9 protein-coding genes and 3 rRNA genes are annotated in these 15,864 nt (G+C 65.8%); 1 reads left to right on the top strand and 11 read right to left on the bottom strand.

What is annotated here, in order from left to right; genetic code table 11:
- Positions 1–54: 54 nt before the first annotated feature.
- The 4 genes from rrf to OG379_RS15825 form a co-directional block, all read right to left on the bottom strand.
- Positions 55–171 (bottom strand): 5S ribosomal RNA (gene rrf / locus OG379_RS15810).
- A gap of 79 nt (positions 172–250) precedes the next feature.
- Positions 251–3,376: ribosomal RNA gene (locus OG379_RS15815) — 23S ribosomal RNA — on the bottom strand.
- A 304-nt stretch (positions 3,377–3,680) separates the two neighbouring features.
- Positions 3,681–5,206 (bottom strand): 16S ribosomal RNA (locus tag OG379_RS15820).
- The 16S, 23S and 5S rRNA genes sit together here, the layout of an rRNA operon.
- Positions 5,207–5,905: 699 nt before the next feature.
- Positions 5,906–6,913, bottom strand: a complete 1,008-nt coding sequence (locus tag OG379_RS15825) for a stage II sporulation protein M (RefSeq protein WP_405663234.1) — start codon at positions 6,911–6,913, stop codon at positions 5,906–5,908.
- A 120-nt stretch (positions 6,914–7,033) separates the two neighbouring features.
- On the opposite strand from OG379_RS15825, the gene OG379_RS15830 reads away from it, so the two are divergent.
- The gene (locus OG379_RS15830) at positions 7,034–7,978 is read left to right on the top strand and encodes an RDD family protein (RefSeq protein ID WP_405663236.1); all 945 of its coding nucleotides are present in this window, start codon (positions 7,034–7,036) and stop codon (positions 7,976–7,978) included.
- A gap of 87 nt (positions 7,979–8,065) precedes the next feature.
- On the opposite strand, the gene OG379_RS15835 is transcribed toward OG379_RS15830, so the two are convergent.
- The 7 genes from OG379_RS15835 to OG379_RS15865 all read right to left on the bottom strand — a co-directional run bounded on the left by OG379_RS15835 (position 8,066) and on the right by OG379_RS15865 (position 15,827).
- A complete protein-coding gene (locus OG379_RS15835) occupies positions 8,066–8,698 on the bottom strand; it encodes a hypothetical protein (protein WP_393766639.1) in 633 nt (210 codons plus the stop codon).
- A gap of 124 nt (positions 8,699–8,822) precedes the next feature.
- Positions 8,823–10,280, bottom strand: a complete 1,458-nt coding sequence (ahcY, locus tag OG379_RS15840; protein ID WP_393766640.1) for an adenosylhomocysteinase — start codon at positions 10,278–10,280, stop codon at positions 8,823–8,825.
- A 264-nt stretch (positions 10,281–10,544) separates the two neighbouring features.
- Entirely contained in the window at positions 10,545–11,540 is a 996-nt protein-coding gene (locus OG379_RS15845) for a cation diffusion facilitator family transporter (RefSeq protein ID WP_405663240.1), read from the bottom strand.
- Positions 11,541–11,627: 87 nt separating this feature from the next.
- A complete protein-coding gene (gene manA, locus OG379_RS15850) occupies positions 11,628–12,830 on the bottom strand; it encodes a mannose-6-phosphate isomerase, class I (RefSeq protein WP_393766642.1) in 1,203 nt (400 codons plus the stop codon).
- Positions 12,831–12,883: 53 nt separating this feature from the next.
- Positions 12,884–14,020 (bottom strand): SIS domain-containing protein, encoded by a 1,137-nt coding sequence (locus OG379_RS15855; RefSeq protein WP_405663244.1) that lies wholly within the window; start codon positions 14,018–14,020, stop codon positions 12,884–12,886.
- Between the two features lie 40 nt (positions 14,021–14,060).
- Positions 14,061–14,243, bottom strand: coding sequence for a Trm112 family protein (locus tag OG379_RS15860; protein ID WP_073752985.1), 183 nt, complete (start codon positions 14,241–14,243; stop codon positions 14,061–14,063).
- Positions 14,244–14,459: 216 nt separating this feature from the next.
- Positions 14,460–15,827, bottom strand: a complete 1,368-nt coding sequence (locus OG379_RS15865; RefSeq protein WP_405663247.1) for a phosphomannomutase/phosphoglucomutase — start codon at positions 15,825–15,827, stop codon at positions 14,460–14,462.
- Between the last annotated feature and the right edge of the window lie 37 nt (positions 15,828–15,864).

The following is a 15,864-nucleotide window of genomic DNA, read 5'->3' on the forward strand; positions in this document are numbered from 1 at the left end:
GTGAACGCAGAAAAGCCCCGTGCCACAAGGGCACGGGGCTTTCCCGGAATAATTGTTCGGCGGCGTCCTACTCTCCCACAGGGTCCCCCCTGCAGTACCATCGGCGCTGAAAGGCTTAGCTTCCGGGTTCGGAATGTAACCGGGCGTTTCCCTAACGCAATGACCACCGAAACACTATGAAATTAACCAACACCGGATGAAAACACGGCCGTTCGTTATTTCAGAACTAACACAGTGGACGCGAGCAACTGAGGACAAGCCCTCGGCCTATTAGTACCAGTCAGCTCCACCCGTTACCGGGCTTCCACATCTGGCCTATCAACCCAGTCGTCTACTGGGAGCCTTAACCACTCAAGGTGGTGGGAATACTCATCTCGAAGCAGGCTTCCCGCTTAGATGCTTTCAGCGGTTATCCTTTCCGAACGTAGCCAACCAGCCATGCCCTTGGCAGGACAACTGGCACACCAGAGGTTCGTCCGTCCCGGTCCTCTCGTACTAGGGACAGCCCTTCTCAATATTCCTACGCGCACAGCGGATAGGGACCGAACTGTCTCACGACGTTCTAAACCCAGCTCGCGTACCGCTTTAATGGGCGAACAGCCCAACCCTTGGGACCGACTCCAGCCCCAGGATGCGACGAGCCGACATCGAGGTGCCAAACCATCCCGTCGATATGGACTCTTGGGGAAGATCAGCCTGTTATCCCCGGGGTACCTTTTATCCGTTGAGCGACAGCGCTTCCACAAGCCACTGCCGGATCACTAGTCCCGACTTTCGTCCCTGCTCGACCCGTCGGTCTCACAGTCAAGCTCCCTTGTGCACTTACACTCAACACCTGATTGCCAACCAGGCTGAGGGAACCTTTGGGCGCCTCCGTTACTCTTTAGGAGGCAACCGCCCCAGTTAAACTACCCATCAGACACTGTCCCTGATCCGGATCACGGACCCAGGTTAGACATCCAGCACGACCAGAGTGGTATTTCAACGACGACTCCACAACCACTGGCGTGGCCGCTTCAAAGTCTCCCACCTATCCTACACAAGCCGAACCGAACACCAATATCAAACTATAGTAAAGGTCCCGGGGTCTTTCCGTCCTGCTGCGCGAAACGAGCATCTTTACTCGTAGTGCAATTTCACCGGGCCTATGGTTGAGACAGTCGAGAAGTCGTTACGCCATTCGTGCAGGTCGGAACTTACCCGACAAGGAATTTCGCTACCTTAGGATGGTTATAGTTACCACCGCCGTTTACTGGCGCTTAAGTTCTCAGCTTCGCACACCCGAAAGTGCACTAACCGGTCCCCTTAACGTTCCAGCACCGGGCAGGCGTCAGTCCGTATACATCGCCTTACGGCTTCGCACGGACCTGTGTTTTTAGTAAACAGTCGCTTCTCGCTGGTCTCTGCGGCCACCCCCAGCTCACCGAGTAAATCGGATCACCAGTGATGGCCCCCCTTCTCCCGAAGTTACGGGGGCATTTTGCCGAGTTCCTTAACCATAGTTCACCCGAACGCCTCGGTATTCTCTACCTGACTACCTGAGTCGGTTTAGGGTACGGGCCGCCATGAAACTCGCTAGAGGCTTTTCTCGACAGCATAGGATCATCCACTTCACCACAATCGGCTCGGCATCAGGTCTCAGCCTTAATGTGTGACGGATTTACCTACCACACGGCCTACACCCTTACCCCGGGAACAACCATCGCCCGGGTTGGACTACCTTCCTGCGTCACCCCATCGCTTACCTAGTACAAGTCTGGTTCGTCGGCTCCACCACTACCCTCAACTCCGAAGAGATCGGGCCGGCTTCACGGACTTAGCATCGCCTGATTCAGTATTGGGCGTTTCAAAGCGGGTACCGGAATATCAACCGGTTGTCCATCGACTACGCCTGTCGGCCTCGCCTTAGGTCCCGACTTACCCTGGGCAGATCAGCTTGACCCAGGAACCCTTAGTCAATCGGCGCACACGTTTCTCACGTGTGTATCGCTACTCATGCCTGCATTCTCACTCGTGAACCGTCCACAACTCGCTTCCGCGGCTGCTTCACCCGGCACACGACGCTCCCCTACCCATCCACACAGGCGTTGGCCCTATATGTGTGAATGACACGACTTCGGCGGTACGCTTGAGCCCCGCTACATTGTCGGCGCGGAATCACTTGACCAGTGAGCTATTACGCACTCTTTCAAGGGTGGCTGCTTCTAAGCCAACCTCCTGGTTGTCTCTGCGACTCCACATCCTTTCCCACTTAGCGTACGCTTAGGGGCCTTAGTCGATGCTCTGGGCTGTTTCCCTCTCGACCATGGAGCTTATCCCCCACAGTCTCACTGCCGTGCTCTCACTTACCGGCATTCGGAGTTTGGCTAAGGTCAGTAACCCGGTAGGGCCCATCGCCTATCCAGTGCTCTACCTCCGGCAAGAAACACACGACGCTGCACCTAAATGCATTTCGGGGAGAACCAGCTATCACGGAGTTTGATTGGCCTTTCACCCCTAACCACAGGTCATCCCCCAGGTTTTCAACCCTGGTGGGTTCGGTCCTCCACGAAGTCTTACCTCCGCTTCAACCTGCCCATGGCTAGATCACTCCGCTTCGGGTCTAGAGCGTGCAACTCAATCGCCCTATTCGGACTCGCTTTCGCTACGGCTTCCCCACACGGGTTAACCTCGCTACACACCGCTAACTCGCAGGCTCATTCTTCAAAAGGCACGCAGTCACGACTGCATGTGCAAGCACATACAGCGACGCTCCCACGGCTTGTAGGCACACGGTTTCAGGTACTATTTCACTCCGCTCCCGCGGTACTTTTCACCATTCCCTCACGGTACTATCCGCTATCGGTCACCAGGGAATATTTAGGCTTAGCGGGTGGTCCCGCCAGATTCACACGGGATTTCTCGGGCCCCGTGCTACTTGGGTGTCTCTTAAACGAGCCGTTGATGTTTCAGCTACGGGGGTCTTACCCTCTACGCCGGACCTTTCGCATGTCCTTCGCCTACATCAACGGTTTCTGACTCGCCTCACAGCCGGCAGACTGTGAAAAAGAGATCCCACAACCCCGTATGCGCAACCCCTGCCGGGTATCACACGCATACGGTTTGGCCTCATCCAGTTTCGCTCGCCACTACTCCCGGAATCACGGTTGTTTTCTCTTCCTGAGGGTACTGAGATGTTTCACTTCCCCTCGTTCCCTCCACACTGCCTATGTGTTCAGCAGCGGGTGACAGCCCATGACGACTGCCGGGTTTCCCCATTCGGAAACCCCCGGATCAAAGCTTGGTTGACAGCTCCCCGGGGACTATCGTGGCCTCCCACGTCCTTCATCGGTTCCTGGTGCCAAGGCATCCACCGTGCGCCCTTAAAAACTTGGCCACAGATGCTCGCGTCCACTGTGCAGTTCTCAAACAACGACCAGCCACCCATCACCCCACCCTTACAGGCGAGTTCACTGGGGCCGGCAACCAAAGGGACAGACTCAAACGAGCCCGTACCTTCAGATACCCAACAGCGTGCCCGACCCGATCAACCCGTTCCCGTTTTCCACGCCGAAGCAGTACTAACGAAACCGTGCTCATCGTGCCGAATAGTCAACGTTCCACCCTTGAGCAACCACCGTCGAACATTTGCCGACGAAATGGTCTCTGGATTCCCCGAAGAGAACCTAGATGCTCCTTAGAAAGGAGGTGATCCAGCCGCACCTTCCGGTACGGCTACCTTGTTACGACTTCGTCCCAATCGCCAGTCCCACCTTCGACAGCTCCCTCCCACAAGGGGTTGGGCCACCGGCTTCGGGTGTTACCGACTTTCGTGACGTGACGGGCGGTGTGTACAAGGCCCGGGAACGTATTCACCGCAGCAATGCTGATCTGCGATTACTAGCAACTCCGACTTCATGGGGTCGAGTTGCAGACCCCAATCCGAACTGAGACCGGCTTTTTGAGATTCGCTCCGCCTCGCGGCATCGCAGCTCATTGTACCGGCCATTGTAGCACGTGTGCAGCCCAAGACATAAGGGGCATGATGACTTGACGTCGTCCCCACCTTCCTCCGAGTTGACCCCGGCAGTCTCCTGTGAGTCCCCATCACCCCGAAGGGCATGCTGGCAACACAGAACAAGGGTTGCGCTCGTTGCGGGACTTAACCCAACATCTCACGACACGAGCTGACGACAGCCATGCACCACCTGTATACCGACCACAAGGGGGGCACCATCTCTGATGCTTTCCGGTATATGTCAAGCCTTGGTAAGGTTCTTCGCGTTGCGTCGAATTAAGCCACATGCTCCGCTGCTTGTGCGGGCCCCCGTCAATTCCTTTGAGTTTTAGCCTTGCGGCCGTACTCCCCAGGCGGGGAACTTAATGCGTTAGCTGCGGCACCGACGACGTGGAATGTCGCCAACACCTAGTTCCCAACGTTTACGGCGTGGACTACCAGGGTATCTAATCCTGTTCGCTCCCCACGCTTTCGCTCCTCAGCGTCAGTAATGGCCCAGAGATCCGCCTTCGCCACCGGTGTTCCTCCTGATATCTGCGCATTTCACCGCTACACCAGGAATTCCGATCTCCCCTACCACACTCTAGCTAGCCCGTATCGAATGCAGACTCGGGGTTAAGCCCCGAGCTTTCACATCCGACGTGACAAGCCGCCTACGAGCTCTTTACGCCCAATAATTCCGGACAACGCTCGCACCCTACGTATTACCGCGGCTGCTGGCACGTAGTTAGCCGGTGCTTCTTCTGCAGGTACCGTCACTTTCGCTTCTTCCCTGCTGAAAGAGGTTTACAACCCGAAGGCCGTCATCCCTCACGCGGCGTCGCTGCATCAGGCTTTCGCCCATTGTGCAATATTCCCCACTGCTGCCTCCCGTAGGAGTCTGGGCCGTGTCTCAGTCCCAGTGTGGCCGGTCGCCCTCTCAGGCCGGCTACCCGTCGTCGCCTTGGTAGGCCATTACCCCACCAACAAGCTGATAGGCCGCGGGCTCATCCTTCACCGCCGGAGCTTTTAACCCCGCCCCATGAGGGACAGAGTGTTATCCGGTATTAGACCCCGTTTCCAGGGCTTGTCCCAGAGTGAAGGGCAGATTGCCCACGTGTTACTCACCCGTTCGCCACTAATCCACCCCGAAGGGCTTCATCGTTCGACTTGCATGTGTTAAGCACGCCGCCAGCGTTCGTCCTGAGCCAGGATCAAACTCTCCGTGAATGTTTTCCCGTAATCGGGATCACAACACGAGAGCGGAACGACCAGGTCGGAATAAGACCGGCCGTTCACAGCGTCCTCGCTGTTGTTGCCTACCCGACCCGAAGGACCGGTAGGACTTTTCAAAGGAACCACCAACCTGCCGAAGCAGGCCGGGGTATCAACATATCTGGCGTTGACTTTTGGCACGCTGTTGAGTTCTCAAGGAACGGACGCTTCCTTCGGTCCCGTTTAACCGGGGCCCTCCGGGCGCTTCCCTTCGTTCTTGCGTTTCCGACTCTATCAGACTCTTTCGTGTCCGATTCCCGGTCGAAGCGGGTTCCTGTTTATTCGCTTTCCAGTTCTTCGCTTTCGCGTTTCCCTTTCCGGCAGTTCCAACTTTACCAGACTCTTTTCCGTTCCGTTTCCGGTCCGAATTTGATTCCGGTGGCCTGTGGAGTGGCCTTCGCCTTTCGGCTGACTCGACTTTATCAGAAGCAATTCGGCCGAAGCGAACCCGGCCATTTGCTTGAAAGAGAAGAATCGATCGGCTCTGCGAGGATCGCGTCCTCCGCACGAGCGAGATGAACTTTAGACGTTCCCGAGCGAGTTGTCCAACTCGTTGGAACTGTTTAAATCTACCTCCCCACACAGGCTGTGTCAACAGTCTTTGCGGGCGACCAGAAGGCTAGCAGGTCAGCGGCCCCGGACGCACATCGGCCCTCAGGCCGCAGCGGGCAGCTCGGCGCTGCGCTCCCCTGCATCGACGTCCCCGGTGTCCCCAGCTCGGGCAGCCCGGCCTCCGAGGACATAGACGTAGACCAGAAAGGCCAGCTCAGCCGCGACACCGATGGTGATGCGAGCCCAAGTGGGAAGGCCCGACGGGGTGACGAATCCTTCGATGACACCGGAGACGAACAGGACCAGCGCCAGCCCGATGGCCATGCCGATCGCGGCGCGGCCCTGCTGAGCCAATGCCGAACGTCTGGTGCGCGGGCCCGGGTCGATGACCGTCCACCCGAGACGGAGGCCCGTGCCGGCTGCGACGAAGACGGCGGTGAGCTCGAGCAGGCCGTGCGGCAGGACGAGACCGAGGAAGGTGTCCAGACGGCCGGCCGAGGACATCAGTCCGATGCCGACGGCGAGGTTGAGCACGTTGACGAAGAGGATCCAGAGCACCGGTATGCAGAGGAAGGCCCCCAGCACCAGGCACATGGCCGCCGCCTGAGCGTTGTTCGTCCAGACCTGGGCGGCGAACGAGGCGGCCGGATGGCTGGAGTAGTACGTCTCGTACTCGCCGCCGGGCCGGGTCAGGGCCCGCAGATCTTCCGGGGCGGCGATCGACGCCTGCACCTCCGGATGTGTGCCGATCCACCAGCCGATGACGGCCGCCAGGAGCGTGGAGAGCACCGCCGTGGGTATCCACCAGTGCCGCGAGCGGTAGACGGCCGCGGGGAAGCCGGCGGTAAGGAACCGTGCGGCGTCGCGCCATGAGGCGCGGCGGGTGCCCGTCACGGTGGAGCGCGCGCGGGCCACGAGCTGCGTGAGACGAGCGGTCAGCACGGGATCCGGCGCGCTGGACCTGATCAGGGACAGATGCGTGGCGGTGCGTTGGTACAGGGCGACGAGTTCGTCCGCCTCGTCACCTGTCAGGCTGCGCCCGCGGTGCAGAAGATGGTCCAGGCGGTCCCACTCGGTGCGGTGGGCGGTCACGAAGACGTCGAGATCCATGGTCGGCTGCTGCTCCAGGCATGGGTGCGTACGGGTCCGTACTACGGCGGTGCGCTGCCGGTCAGCTTGGCAGACTGTGGTTCCCGAGGGGCGGAGAAGGGCGGCGAGGGGTGGGTGGCGATGAATGAGCTCGTGACCGGGGACGCGGTCGTACTGGGACTGCAGCCGGCGAGGCTGCCCAGCCGGGCGTTGGCGATCACCATCGATCTTGCGGTGCTCCTGACCGTTTTCGTACTGCTGTCCATCGGTCTGGCCGTGGCGACCGTGACGCTCGACGAGGCGGCCACCGCCGCGATCGCGGTCGCCACGTTCCTACTGGTGCTGGTGGGCGGACCTGTCGCGGTGGAGACGCTCAGCCATGGCCGCTCGCTCGGAAAACTCGCATGCGGACTACGCGTGGTGCGGGACGACGGCGGGCCGATCCGGTTCCGGCACGCGCTCGTGCGTGGGGCGATGGGGCTGGTCGAGATCCTCGGGACATTCGGAGTCGTGGGCTGTATCGCCTCTCTGGTGTCCGCCCGCGGCCGTCGGCTCGGTGACGTGTTCGCGGGAACGCTCGTCGTGCGTGAGCGGGTACCGGCCGGGCGGTCTCAGGCGGTGCCCCCTCCCCCGCCCTGGCTTGTCGGCCGTTTCGCGCAGCTGGATCTCTCCGGCGTACCCGACGGGCTCTGGCTGGCCGTACGGCAGTACCTGACTCGGATGAACCAGCTCGATGCCATGGTGCGCGGGTCCATGGCTGAGAGCCTGTCCGCGGATCTCGTCGCGTGCACGGGTGTCCAGGTGCCACAGGGGGTACCGGCGGCCGCTTATCTCGCGGCCGTGGTGAACGAGCGGCAGACGCGGGAGGCCCGGCGGGTGGCTGCGGCAGCGGGCCGCGGCGGCCCGTTCCAGATGCCCGTGACCGGGCCTGTGCCCGCGCCTCTGAACAGGATGTTCTCCGACGAACGGCCGGCGGAAGTCCGCCCGTCAGGCGCCGGCACGCCCACAGCGGCTCCCGTCGGCGCCGGCAAGGACGGGACCGGCGCGGAGGGGCAGGCCGCGACCGGCTTCGCCCCGCCCGCCTGAACCTGCTCGTCGCCCCCCCCTGCACCTGAGCCTGTACGAGCCAGAGCCAGAGCCCTGACCGCTCCCGTCCGGGTGTGATGCCTCGGCTCAAGCCCCGTCCGGCGCACCGGGCTTGGCCGAGGGCGGGGATTCGAGGTGCTCGAGCTCGATGCCCGGCGCCGCCAGGACCACGTCACCCGCGATGTGCACGGCGTGCTGATCGCCGGTGTCCAGCGCGTTGACCTGGTATTCGTCCACGATCAGGGGCCCGTTGTCAGTGGCGTGCGCTTCACTGTTCAGCAGCGACCAGGACTGGTCGACGGTACGGGGGGCGAGAACCGGGTCCGTGAAGGTGACCAGACGGACGCGGGTCGCGGGGGAAGCGGGGGTGAGGCGCAGGAGCCTGGCAGTGGCGACGAGGAAAGCGGGGGACGTGCCGGAGAAGGTGTGGGCACGGACATTGCCTTCGGTGGCATGAGTGCCGGTGGGGTCGGTCCGTACCCAGGTGACCCCGTCGAGGGCGGCACCGCGGATCTGCCAGCTCGCGGCGTGCAGTTCGAGGCGGATGGGGCGGCCGAGCTCGTCCAGGGCCAGATCGACGGAACCCAGGTGGGCGCCCGAGGGAGCCGTGGTCTGGGAGACATAGCGCCAGCCGGAGGGGCCGGGCGCGCAGTGGAAGTGTTCTTCGCCGAGGGGGGTGTGGTCGTGGACATCGTGGAGCGAATAACGGCCGCGGGGCATGGGGTCCTTCGGGTTCCTCGGGCTGTGCGGGTGCGGTACGGGGCAGGCCCCCGGCACGGGGGTGCGGGGGCCTGCGCTCGAACCTGCTGCTGAGAGCTGAGCCGGCCGTCGGCCGACGGCCGGCTCAGTAGCGGTAGAGGTCGGACTTGTACGGGCCTTCCACCGGGACGCCGATGTAGTCGGCCTGCTCCTGGCGCAGGGTCGTGAGCTTGACGCCCAGCGCGTCGAGGTGGAGGCGGGCGACCTTCTCGTCCAGGTGCTTCGGCAGCACATAGACATCGGTCGGGTACGCCTCGGGCTTGGTGAACAGCTCGATCTGGGCCAGGGTCTGGTCCGCGAACGAGTTGGACATGACGAACGAGGGGTGACCGGTGGCGTTGCCGAGGTTCAGCAGACGGCCCTCGGACAGGACGATCAGGACCTTGCCGTCCGGGAACTTCCAGGTGTGGACCTGCGGTTTCACCTCGTCCTTGACGATGCCGTCGATCTTCGCCAGGCCGGCCATGTCGATCTCGTTGTCGAAGTGGCCGATGTTGCCGACGATCGCCTGGTGCTTCATCCGGGCCATGTCCGAGGCCATGATGATGTCCTTGTTGCCCGTCGTCGTGACGAAGATGTCCGCGGTCTCCACCACGTCGTCCAGCGTCGTGACCTGGTAACCGTCCATCGCGGCCTGCAGGGCGCAGATCGGGTCGATCTCCGTGATGATCACCCGGGCGCCCTGGCCGCGGAGGGACTCAGCACAGCCCTTGCCCACGTCGCCGTAGCCGCAGACGACGGCGGTCTTGCCGCCGATCAGGACGTCGGTGGCGCGGTTGATGCCGTCGATGAGCGAGTGGCGGCATCCGTACTTGTTGTCGAACTTCGACTTGGTGACCGCGTCGTTGACGTTGATCGCCGGGAAAAGGAGGGTGCCGTCGCGGTGCATCTCGTACAGCCGGTGCACACCGGTCGTGGTCTCCTCGGTCACTCCGCGGATCTCGGAGGCCAGCTGGGTCCACTTCTGCGGGGACTCGCCGAGGGTGCGGTTCAGCAGGGTGAGGATGTAGGCGTACTCCTCGCTGTCCGCCGTCGACGGGTCCGGGGCCTCGCCGGCCTTCTCGAACTCGACGCCCTTGTGGACGAGGAGGGTGGCGTCACCACCGTCGTCGAGGATCATGTTCGGGCCGCCGGTGGCGGTGTTCGGCCAGGTCAGAGCCTGCTCCGTGCACCACCAGTACTCCTCCAGGGTTTCGCCCTTCCAGGCGAAGACCGGGACGCCGGCGGGGGCGTCCGGGGTCCCGTTCGGACCGACCGCGATCGCTGCGGCGGCGTGGTCCTGGGTCGAGTAGATGTTGCAGGAGGCCCAGCGGACCTCGGCGCCCAGGGCGACGAGGGTCTCGATGAGCACCGCGGTCTGCACGGTCATGTGCAGGGAGCCGGTGATCCGGGCGCCCGCCAGCGGCTGGGCGTCGGTGTACTCCTTGCGGATCGACATCAGGCCGGGCATCTCGTGCTCGGCGAGGGTGATCTCCTTGCGCCCGAAGGCGGCGAGGGAAAGGTCGGCGACCTTGAAGTCCTGGCGATTGGCGGCCGTCGTCATAACGGGCTGCTCCTCGTAGTGGGTCGAGGGTGGTTGGCTGGCTCTGCGGCGGCCACGACGGGCACACGAATGCCCGGGCGATCCGCAGTGCAGTCCGTCGGAGGCCCTCTCTCCCTCGGCCGGTCCACTTGCGCGGACCGATCGACCGCCATCAGCAGCGACGTCTGGTACTCCCCCGAATCTACACCGAACGGCCCAGCGAGCCCCAGTCCGCCTGGGGGGCGGCGTGGGTCACGGGGCCGTTCGGGGCTGATCTTCAGCGGGTCAGTGGCCTGATTCCGTCGGTGTGCCCTCGGGAGAAACGGGGCCGCCCGGAGTCTTGCCCGGGTTGGTGCCGGCGGCTGCGGCCCTCTCGTCGTAGATGTCGGGTTCGAGGTAGATGACCCGGGCGATCGGGACCGCTTCGCGGATCCGGTTCTCGGCGGCGTTGATCGCTTCCGCGACCTCGGCGGCGGACTCCTCGGCCCGTACCGCGATCTTGGCCGCCACCAGCAGCTCCTCCGGACCGAGGTGGAGCGTGCGCATGTGGATGATGCGGGTGACGGTGTCGCCGTCGACCACGGAGGCCTGGATCTTCTCGACGTCCTCGGTACCGGCCGCCTCACCGAGCAGCAGCGACTTCGTCTCCGCGGCGAGCACGATCGCGATCACGATCAGCAGGATGCCGATGCACAGGGTGCCGATGCCGTCCCACACGCCGTTTCCGGTGCCCAGGGCCAGGCCGACGCCACCGAGGGCCAGGATCAGCCCGACGAGCGCGCCGAGGTCCTCGAGGAGGACGACCGGAAGCTCGGGCGCCTTGGCGCGGCGGACGAACTGCGTCCAGGACAGCTTGCCGCGGGTCTGGTTGGACTCCTTGATGGCCGTACGGAAGGAGAAGCCCTCGGCGATGATCGCGAAGACCAGCACGCCGACCGGCCAGTACCAGGCCTCGATCTCGTGCGGGTGCTTGATCTTCTCGTAGCCCTCGTAGATCGCGAACATGCCACCGACCGAGAACAGGACGATGGAGACGAGGAAGGCGTAGATGTAGCGCTCACGCCCGTAACCGAAGGGGTGCTGGGGGGTCGCCTCCCGCTGGGCCTTCTTGCCGCCGAGCAGCAGGAGCCCCTGGTTGCCCGAGTCCGCCAGTGAGTGGACGCTCTCCGCCAGCATCGATGAAGAGCCACTGAAGAGGAACGCCACGAATTTGGCCACTGCGATCGCGAGGTTGGCGGCGAGTGCCGCCACGATCGCCCTGGTTCCGCCTGACGCGCTCATGGGTGCCTGGTGTCCCTTCCTCGGTGCTGCGGCACGGGCGCCGCGTTACGGCCGGACATTGTTGCAGCCGCTCGTGCGGACGGTACGTCAGACCACTACGGTCGCACGGAAGAGCGTTCCCGTACCGGCCACTTCTACCGATTCGTCCGCGGGGACGAACACGGATCGGCCGGGTGCGAGAGCGATCTCACCCGCCCGCGGGGCGCCTGCCGTGCAGAGCAGGATCTGCGCGGTGGGCGCGGTGAGGTCGACGGGTCCGCCGCCGGAGGGCAGGACGTAGCGCGACAGCCTGAATTCGTCGACCGGCGTCTCGTACACCTCCTCGCCGCTGGGTGCGGCCTCGGGGCGCAGGATGCCGGGCTCGGTGGCTTCGAAGCGGACGATACGGAGCAGTTCGGGGACGTCGACGTGCTTGGGGGTCAGACCGCAGCGCAGCACGTTGTCGGAGTTGGCCATGATCTCGACGCCGAGGCCGCCGAGATAGGCGTGGGGCACTCCCGCTCCGAGGAACATCGCCTCGCCCGGCTGGAGTTGTACGTAGTTCAGCAGCATGGCCGCGATGACGCCGGGGTCGCCGGGGTAGTGGTGGGCGATCTGGGCGTACGGGGCATGGGCGCCACCGAGCCGCCCGGCGGCCTCGGCCGCCTCGGCGACCGTGTGCGCCATCTCTTCGGGGTCCGCGGTGAGGATCGCCGTGAGTACCTCGCGCAGTGCCCCGTCCTCGGGATGGGCGCGGAGCAGGTCCACGAAGGGCTTGAGGGAGTCCACGCCGAGGGCGGCTATCAGGTCGGCGGCCTCGGCGGGCCTGCGGAAGCCGCACAGCCCGTCGAAGGGTGTGAGCGCGCAGATCAGCTCGGGCTTGTGGTTGGCGTCCTTGTAGGTGCGGTGCGGCGCGTCGATCGGGATGCCCCGGCGTTCCTCGTCCGCGTAGCCCTCCTGGGCCTGCGCGAGGTCGGGGTGGACCTGGAGGGACAGCGGGGCGCCGGCCGCGAGCAGCTTGAGCAGGAAGGGGAGCCGGGGGCCGAAGGCGCGGACGGCCGCCGCGCCGAGTTCGCGCTCCGGGTCGGCCGCGATGACGTCCGTGAGGGACAGCTCACCGGCTCCGGAGCCCGCGGCGCCCGTGGCGGTGTCCGTACCGGCGGGCCGGGTGAGGCGTGAAGGGGCTCCCGGGTGGGCTCCCATCCACATCTCGGCCTGCGGTTCGCCGGTCGGGGCTGTGCCGAGCAGCTCGGGGATGGCCGTGGTGGACCCCCAGGCGTAGGGGCGCACGGTGTTGGAGAGCCGGTCCATGGAGATGAGTCCTCGTGGGATGCGCGGGCGTGGGCGCCCAGGGTGGCAGGCCGTCAGGCCCGGTTGTCGGAGGCCAGGGAGGCGTAGACGGCGGCGAAGTCGGTGACCGCGAGGAGCTCGGCGAGGGATTCGAGCTCGCCGCCCTCCTCGGGTTCGAGTTCGCTGATGGCCGTGTCGTGGCTCAGGGCCAGTTCACGGGCGGCCGGGCTCGCGGTTAGGCCGCCGGCGGGCCGGTCGCGGAGCAGGACGACGCGGGCGCGCATGGCCTCGGGTTCGTCCACCCGGTCCCGGAAGAAGTCGTCGGGGTCGGCCCCCGCCGCGAACGCTCCGGCGAGCAGCGCCCCGTGGGAGGGCAGTGCCTCCGGCAGCTCGGCCACGAGGGCGGGGCGGCCGGCGAGCTCGGCGAGGACAGCGGCGAAGCGGCGCCCGACGGGGCCCGCGGCCTCACCCTCCGTCCAGATGAGGGGCAGGCTGTCGGCGAGTTCCGCGGCGAGTGTCTTGGCCGGGTTGCTGTACGTGGCGATGGCCGGCCCGCAGCGCTCCGCGGTGCGGTCGAGGCGGTCGGCGACCTTCTGCAGGGTCTCCGGGGGCGCTTCGACCAGGCCCACGCGGTCCAACAGCGCGAGCAGCGGGGTGAGGAGGGCCCAGAGCGTGCCGGGGCCTGCCGCCGAGGTCTCGGCGTCGTACTCACCGTGCGGGGCGGCCGCCATGGGCACGACGAGTCCGTGGACCCCGTCGACGGCTTCGCGCAGCGGGGACCGGACGGGCGCGACGGCGACGACCGTGCAGCCGCGGCGGTAGGCCTGCTCGGCGAGCAGCGCGAGGCCCGGTTCCGAACCGTCGGCCGTGGCGATGAGCAGCAGGTCCACGGATCCGGCCCAGCCGGGCAGCGCCCAGCGCAGCGCTCCGGCGGCCGCTGCGACCCCGGTGGGGCGGATCGCGGTGACGGGCGCGGAGGCGCCCGCGAGGGCGCCGATCAGGTCGGCGACGCCGGTCGCGGCGGTGCCGGGCCCCGCGACGAGGACGGCGCGGGGCCGTCCTTCGGGGGCCAGGGCACCGATTCCGGCCTCGTCGGCGTGCCGGGTGGCGGTGCGGACGCGGGCTCCGGCTTCGGCGGCGCCGCGCAGCAGGCCTCGCCGGTCGGCTCGGGCCAGTGCTTCCGGTGCGTCTAGCAGCGACTCGTCGAGCATGGTGGTGGGCCTCCGATCACCGTGCTGATCAGGGTGCGGGTTACGCGGGGCGGCGGGCCTCGTCGACGAGGAGCACCGGGATGCCGTCCCGCACCGGGTAGGCGAGACCGCAGTCCGCGCCGGTGCAGACCAGCTCGGGGCTCTCGGCGGCGGACCGGTCGTCGAGGCCGGCGTGGCAGGCCGGGCAGGCGAGGATCTCCAGGAGGCCGGCTTCGAGCGGCATGGGGTGGGTCCCTTCGGGCATGCGGTGCGGATCCGGTCCGGACCCGGTTCGGGTCCGCGGAGCTTGGGGCGTGGTCAGCCTACCGCCGGGCCGGGAGGGTCGCGGCCCGGCAGTCCCCACCCGACGGGGCATGCGTCGGCGGCGTGCACCCGAGGGGCGGCGGGGTGGTCGCCGGCGGCGCGGACTTCTCGGGCACGCCGCACGGACGCGGAGCGGTCACGCGCGGACGACGGCGAGGACCTCGTCGCGTACCGCCGTCATGGTCTTCTCGTCCCGTGCCTCGACGTTCAGACGCAGCAGGGGCTCGGTGTTGGAGGCCCGGAGGTTGAACCACCAGTCGCCGCCGGTCACCGTGAGCCCGTCCAGGTCGTCGAACCGTACGTCGTCGCGGTGGTCGTACGCCGCCCTGATCGCCGCCAGCCGGTCCGCCTGGTCGGCCACCGTGGAGTTGATCTCGCCGGAGCCCGAGTAGCGGTCGTACCGGTCGAGGAGCCCGGAGAGCGGCCCGTCCTGGCTTCCCAGGGCGGCGAGGACGTGGAGGGCGGCGAGCATGCCCGTGTCGGCGTTCCAGAAGTCGCGGAAGTAGTAGTGCGCGGAGTGCTCACCGCCGAAGATCGCGCCGTGCTCGGCCATCTCGGCCTTGATGAAGGAGTGGCCGACGCGGGTACGGACGGGGGTGCCCCCGTTCTCGCGTACGACTTCGGGGACCGACCAGGAGGTGATCAGGTTGTGGATGACGGTGCCCTTGCCGCCGTTGCGGGCCAGCTCACGGGCGGCCACCAGGGCCGTGATCGCGGACGGTGACACGCCTTCGCCGCGCTCGTCGACGACGAAGCAGCGGTCGGCGTCGCCGTCGAAGGCGAGGCCGAGGTCGGCCCCCTCCGCGAGGACGCGGGCCTGGAGGTCGACGATGTTCTTCGGGTCGAGCGGGTTGGCCTCGTGGTTGGGGAAGGTGCCGTCCAGCTCGAAGTACATGGGCACGAGATCGAGGGGGAGGCCCGCGAAGACGGTGGGGACGGTGTGGCCGCCCATGCCGTTGCCCGCGTCCACGACGACCTTGAGCGGACGGATCCCGGAGAGGCCGACGAGGCCCAGCAGGTGCGCGGCGTAGTCGGTGAGGGTGTCCCGCTCGGTGACCGTGCCCGGGGTGGTGGCGGTCGTGGCGGGGAGGCCGTGCTCCGACCACTGCTCGACAAGGGTGCGGATCTCGGTCAGGCCGGTGTCCTGGCCCACGGGCGCGGCCCCGGCGCGGCACAGCTTGATGCCGTTGTACCGCGCCGGGTTGTGCGAGGCCGTGAACATCGCTCCGGGCAGGTCCAGCGCCCCGGACGCGTAGTACAGCTGGTCCGTCGAGCAGAGCCCGATGAGGGTCACGTCCGCGCCGCGTGCCGTCGCACCGCGGGCGAAGGCCGCGGCCAGACCGGGCGAGGACGGCCGCATGTCGTGGCCGATCACGATCGCGTCCGCGTCGGTGACCTGGACGAAGGCCGCGCCGAACAGTTCGGCGAGCGGCTCGTCCCACTGGTCGGGCACGACTCCGCGCACGTCGTACGCCTTCACGAGCTGCGACAGGTCAGCAACCACGGCCGGTCCTCCTGGGATCTTTGCGGACCGCCCAAAC

Origin of the sequence: Streptomyces sp. NBC_01166 (assembly GCF_045039765.1) — a bacterium.
Lineage (GTDB): Bacteria > Actinomycetota > Actinomycetes > Streptomycetales > Streptomycetaceae > Streptomyces.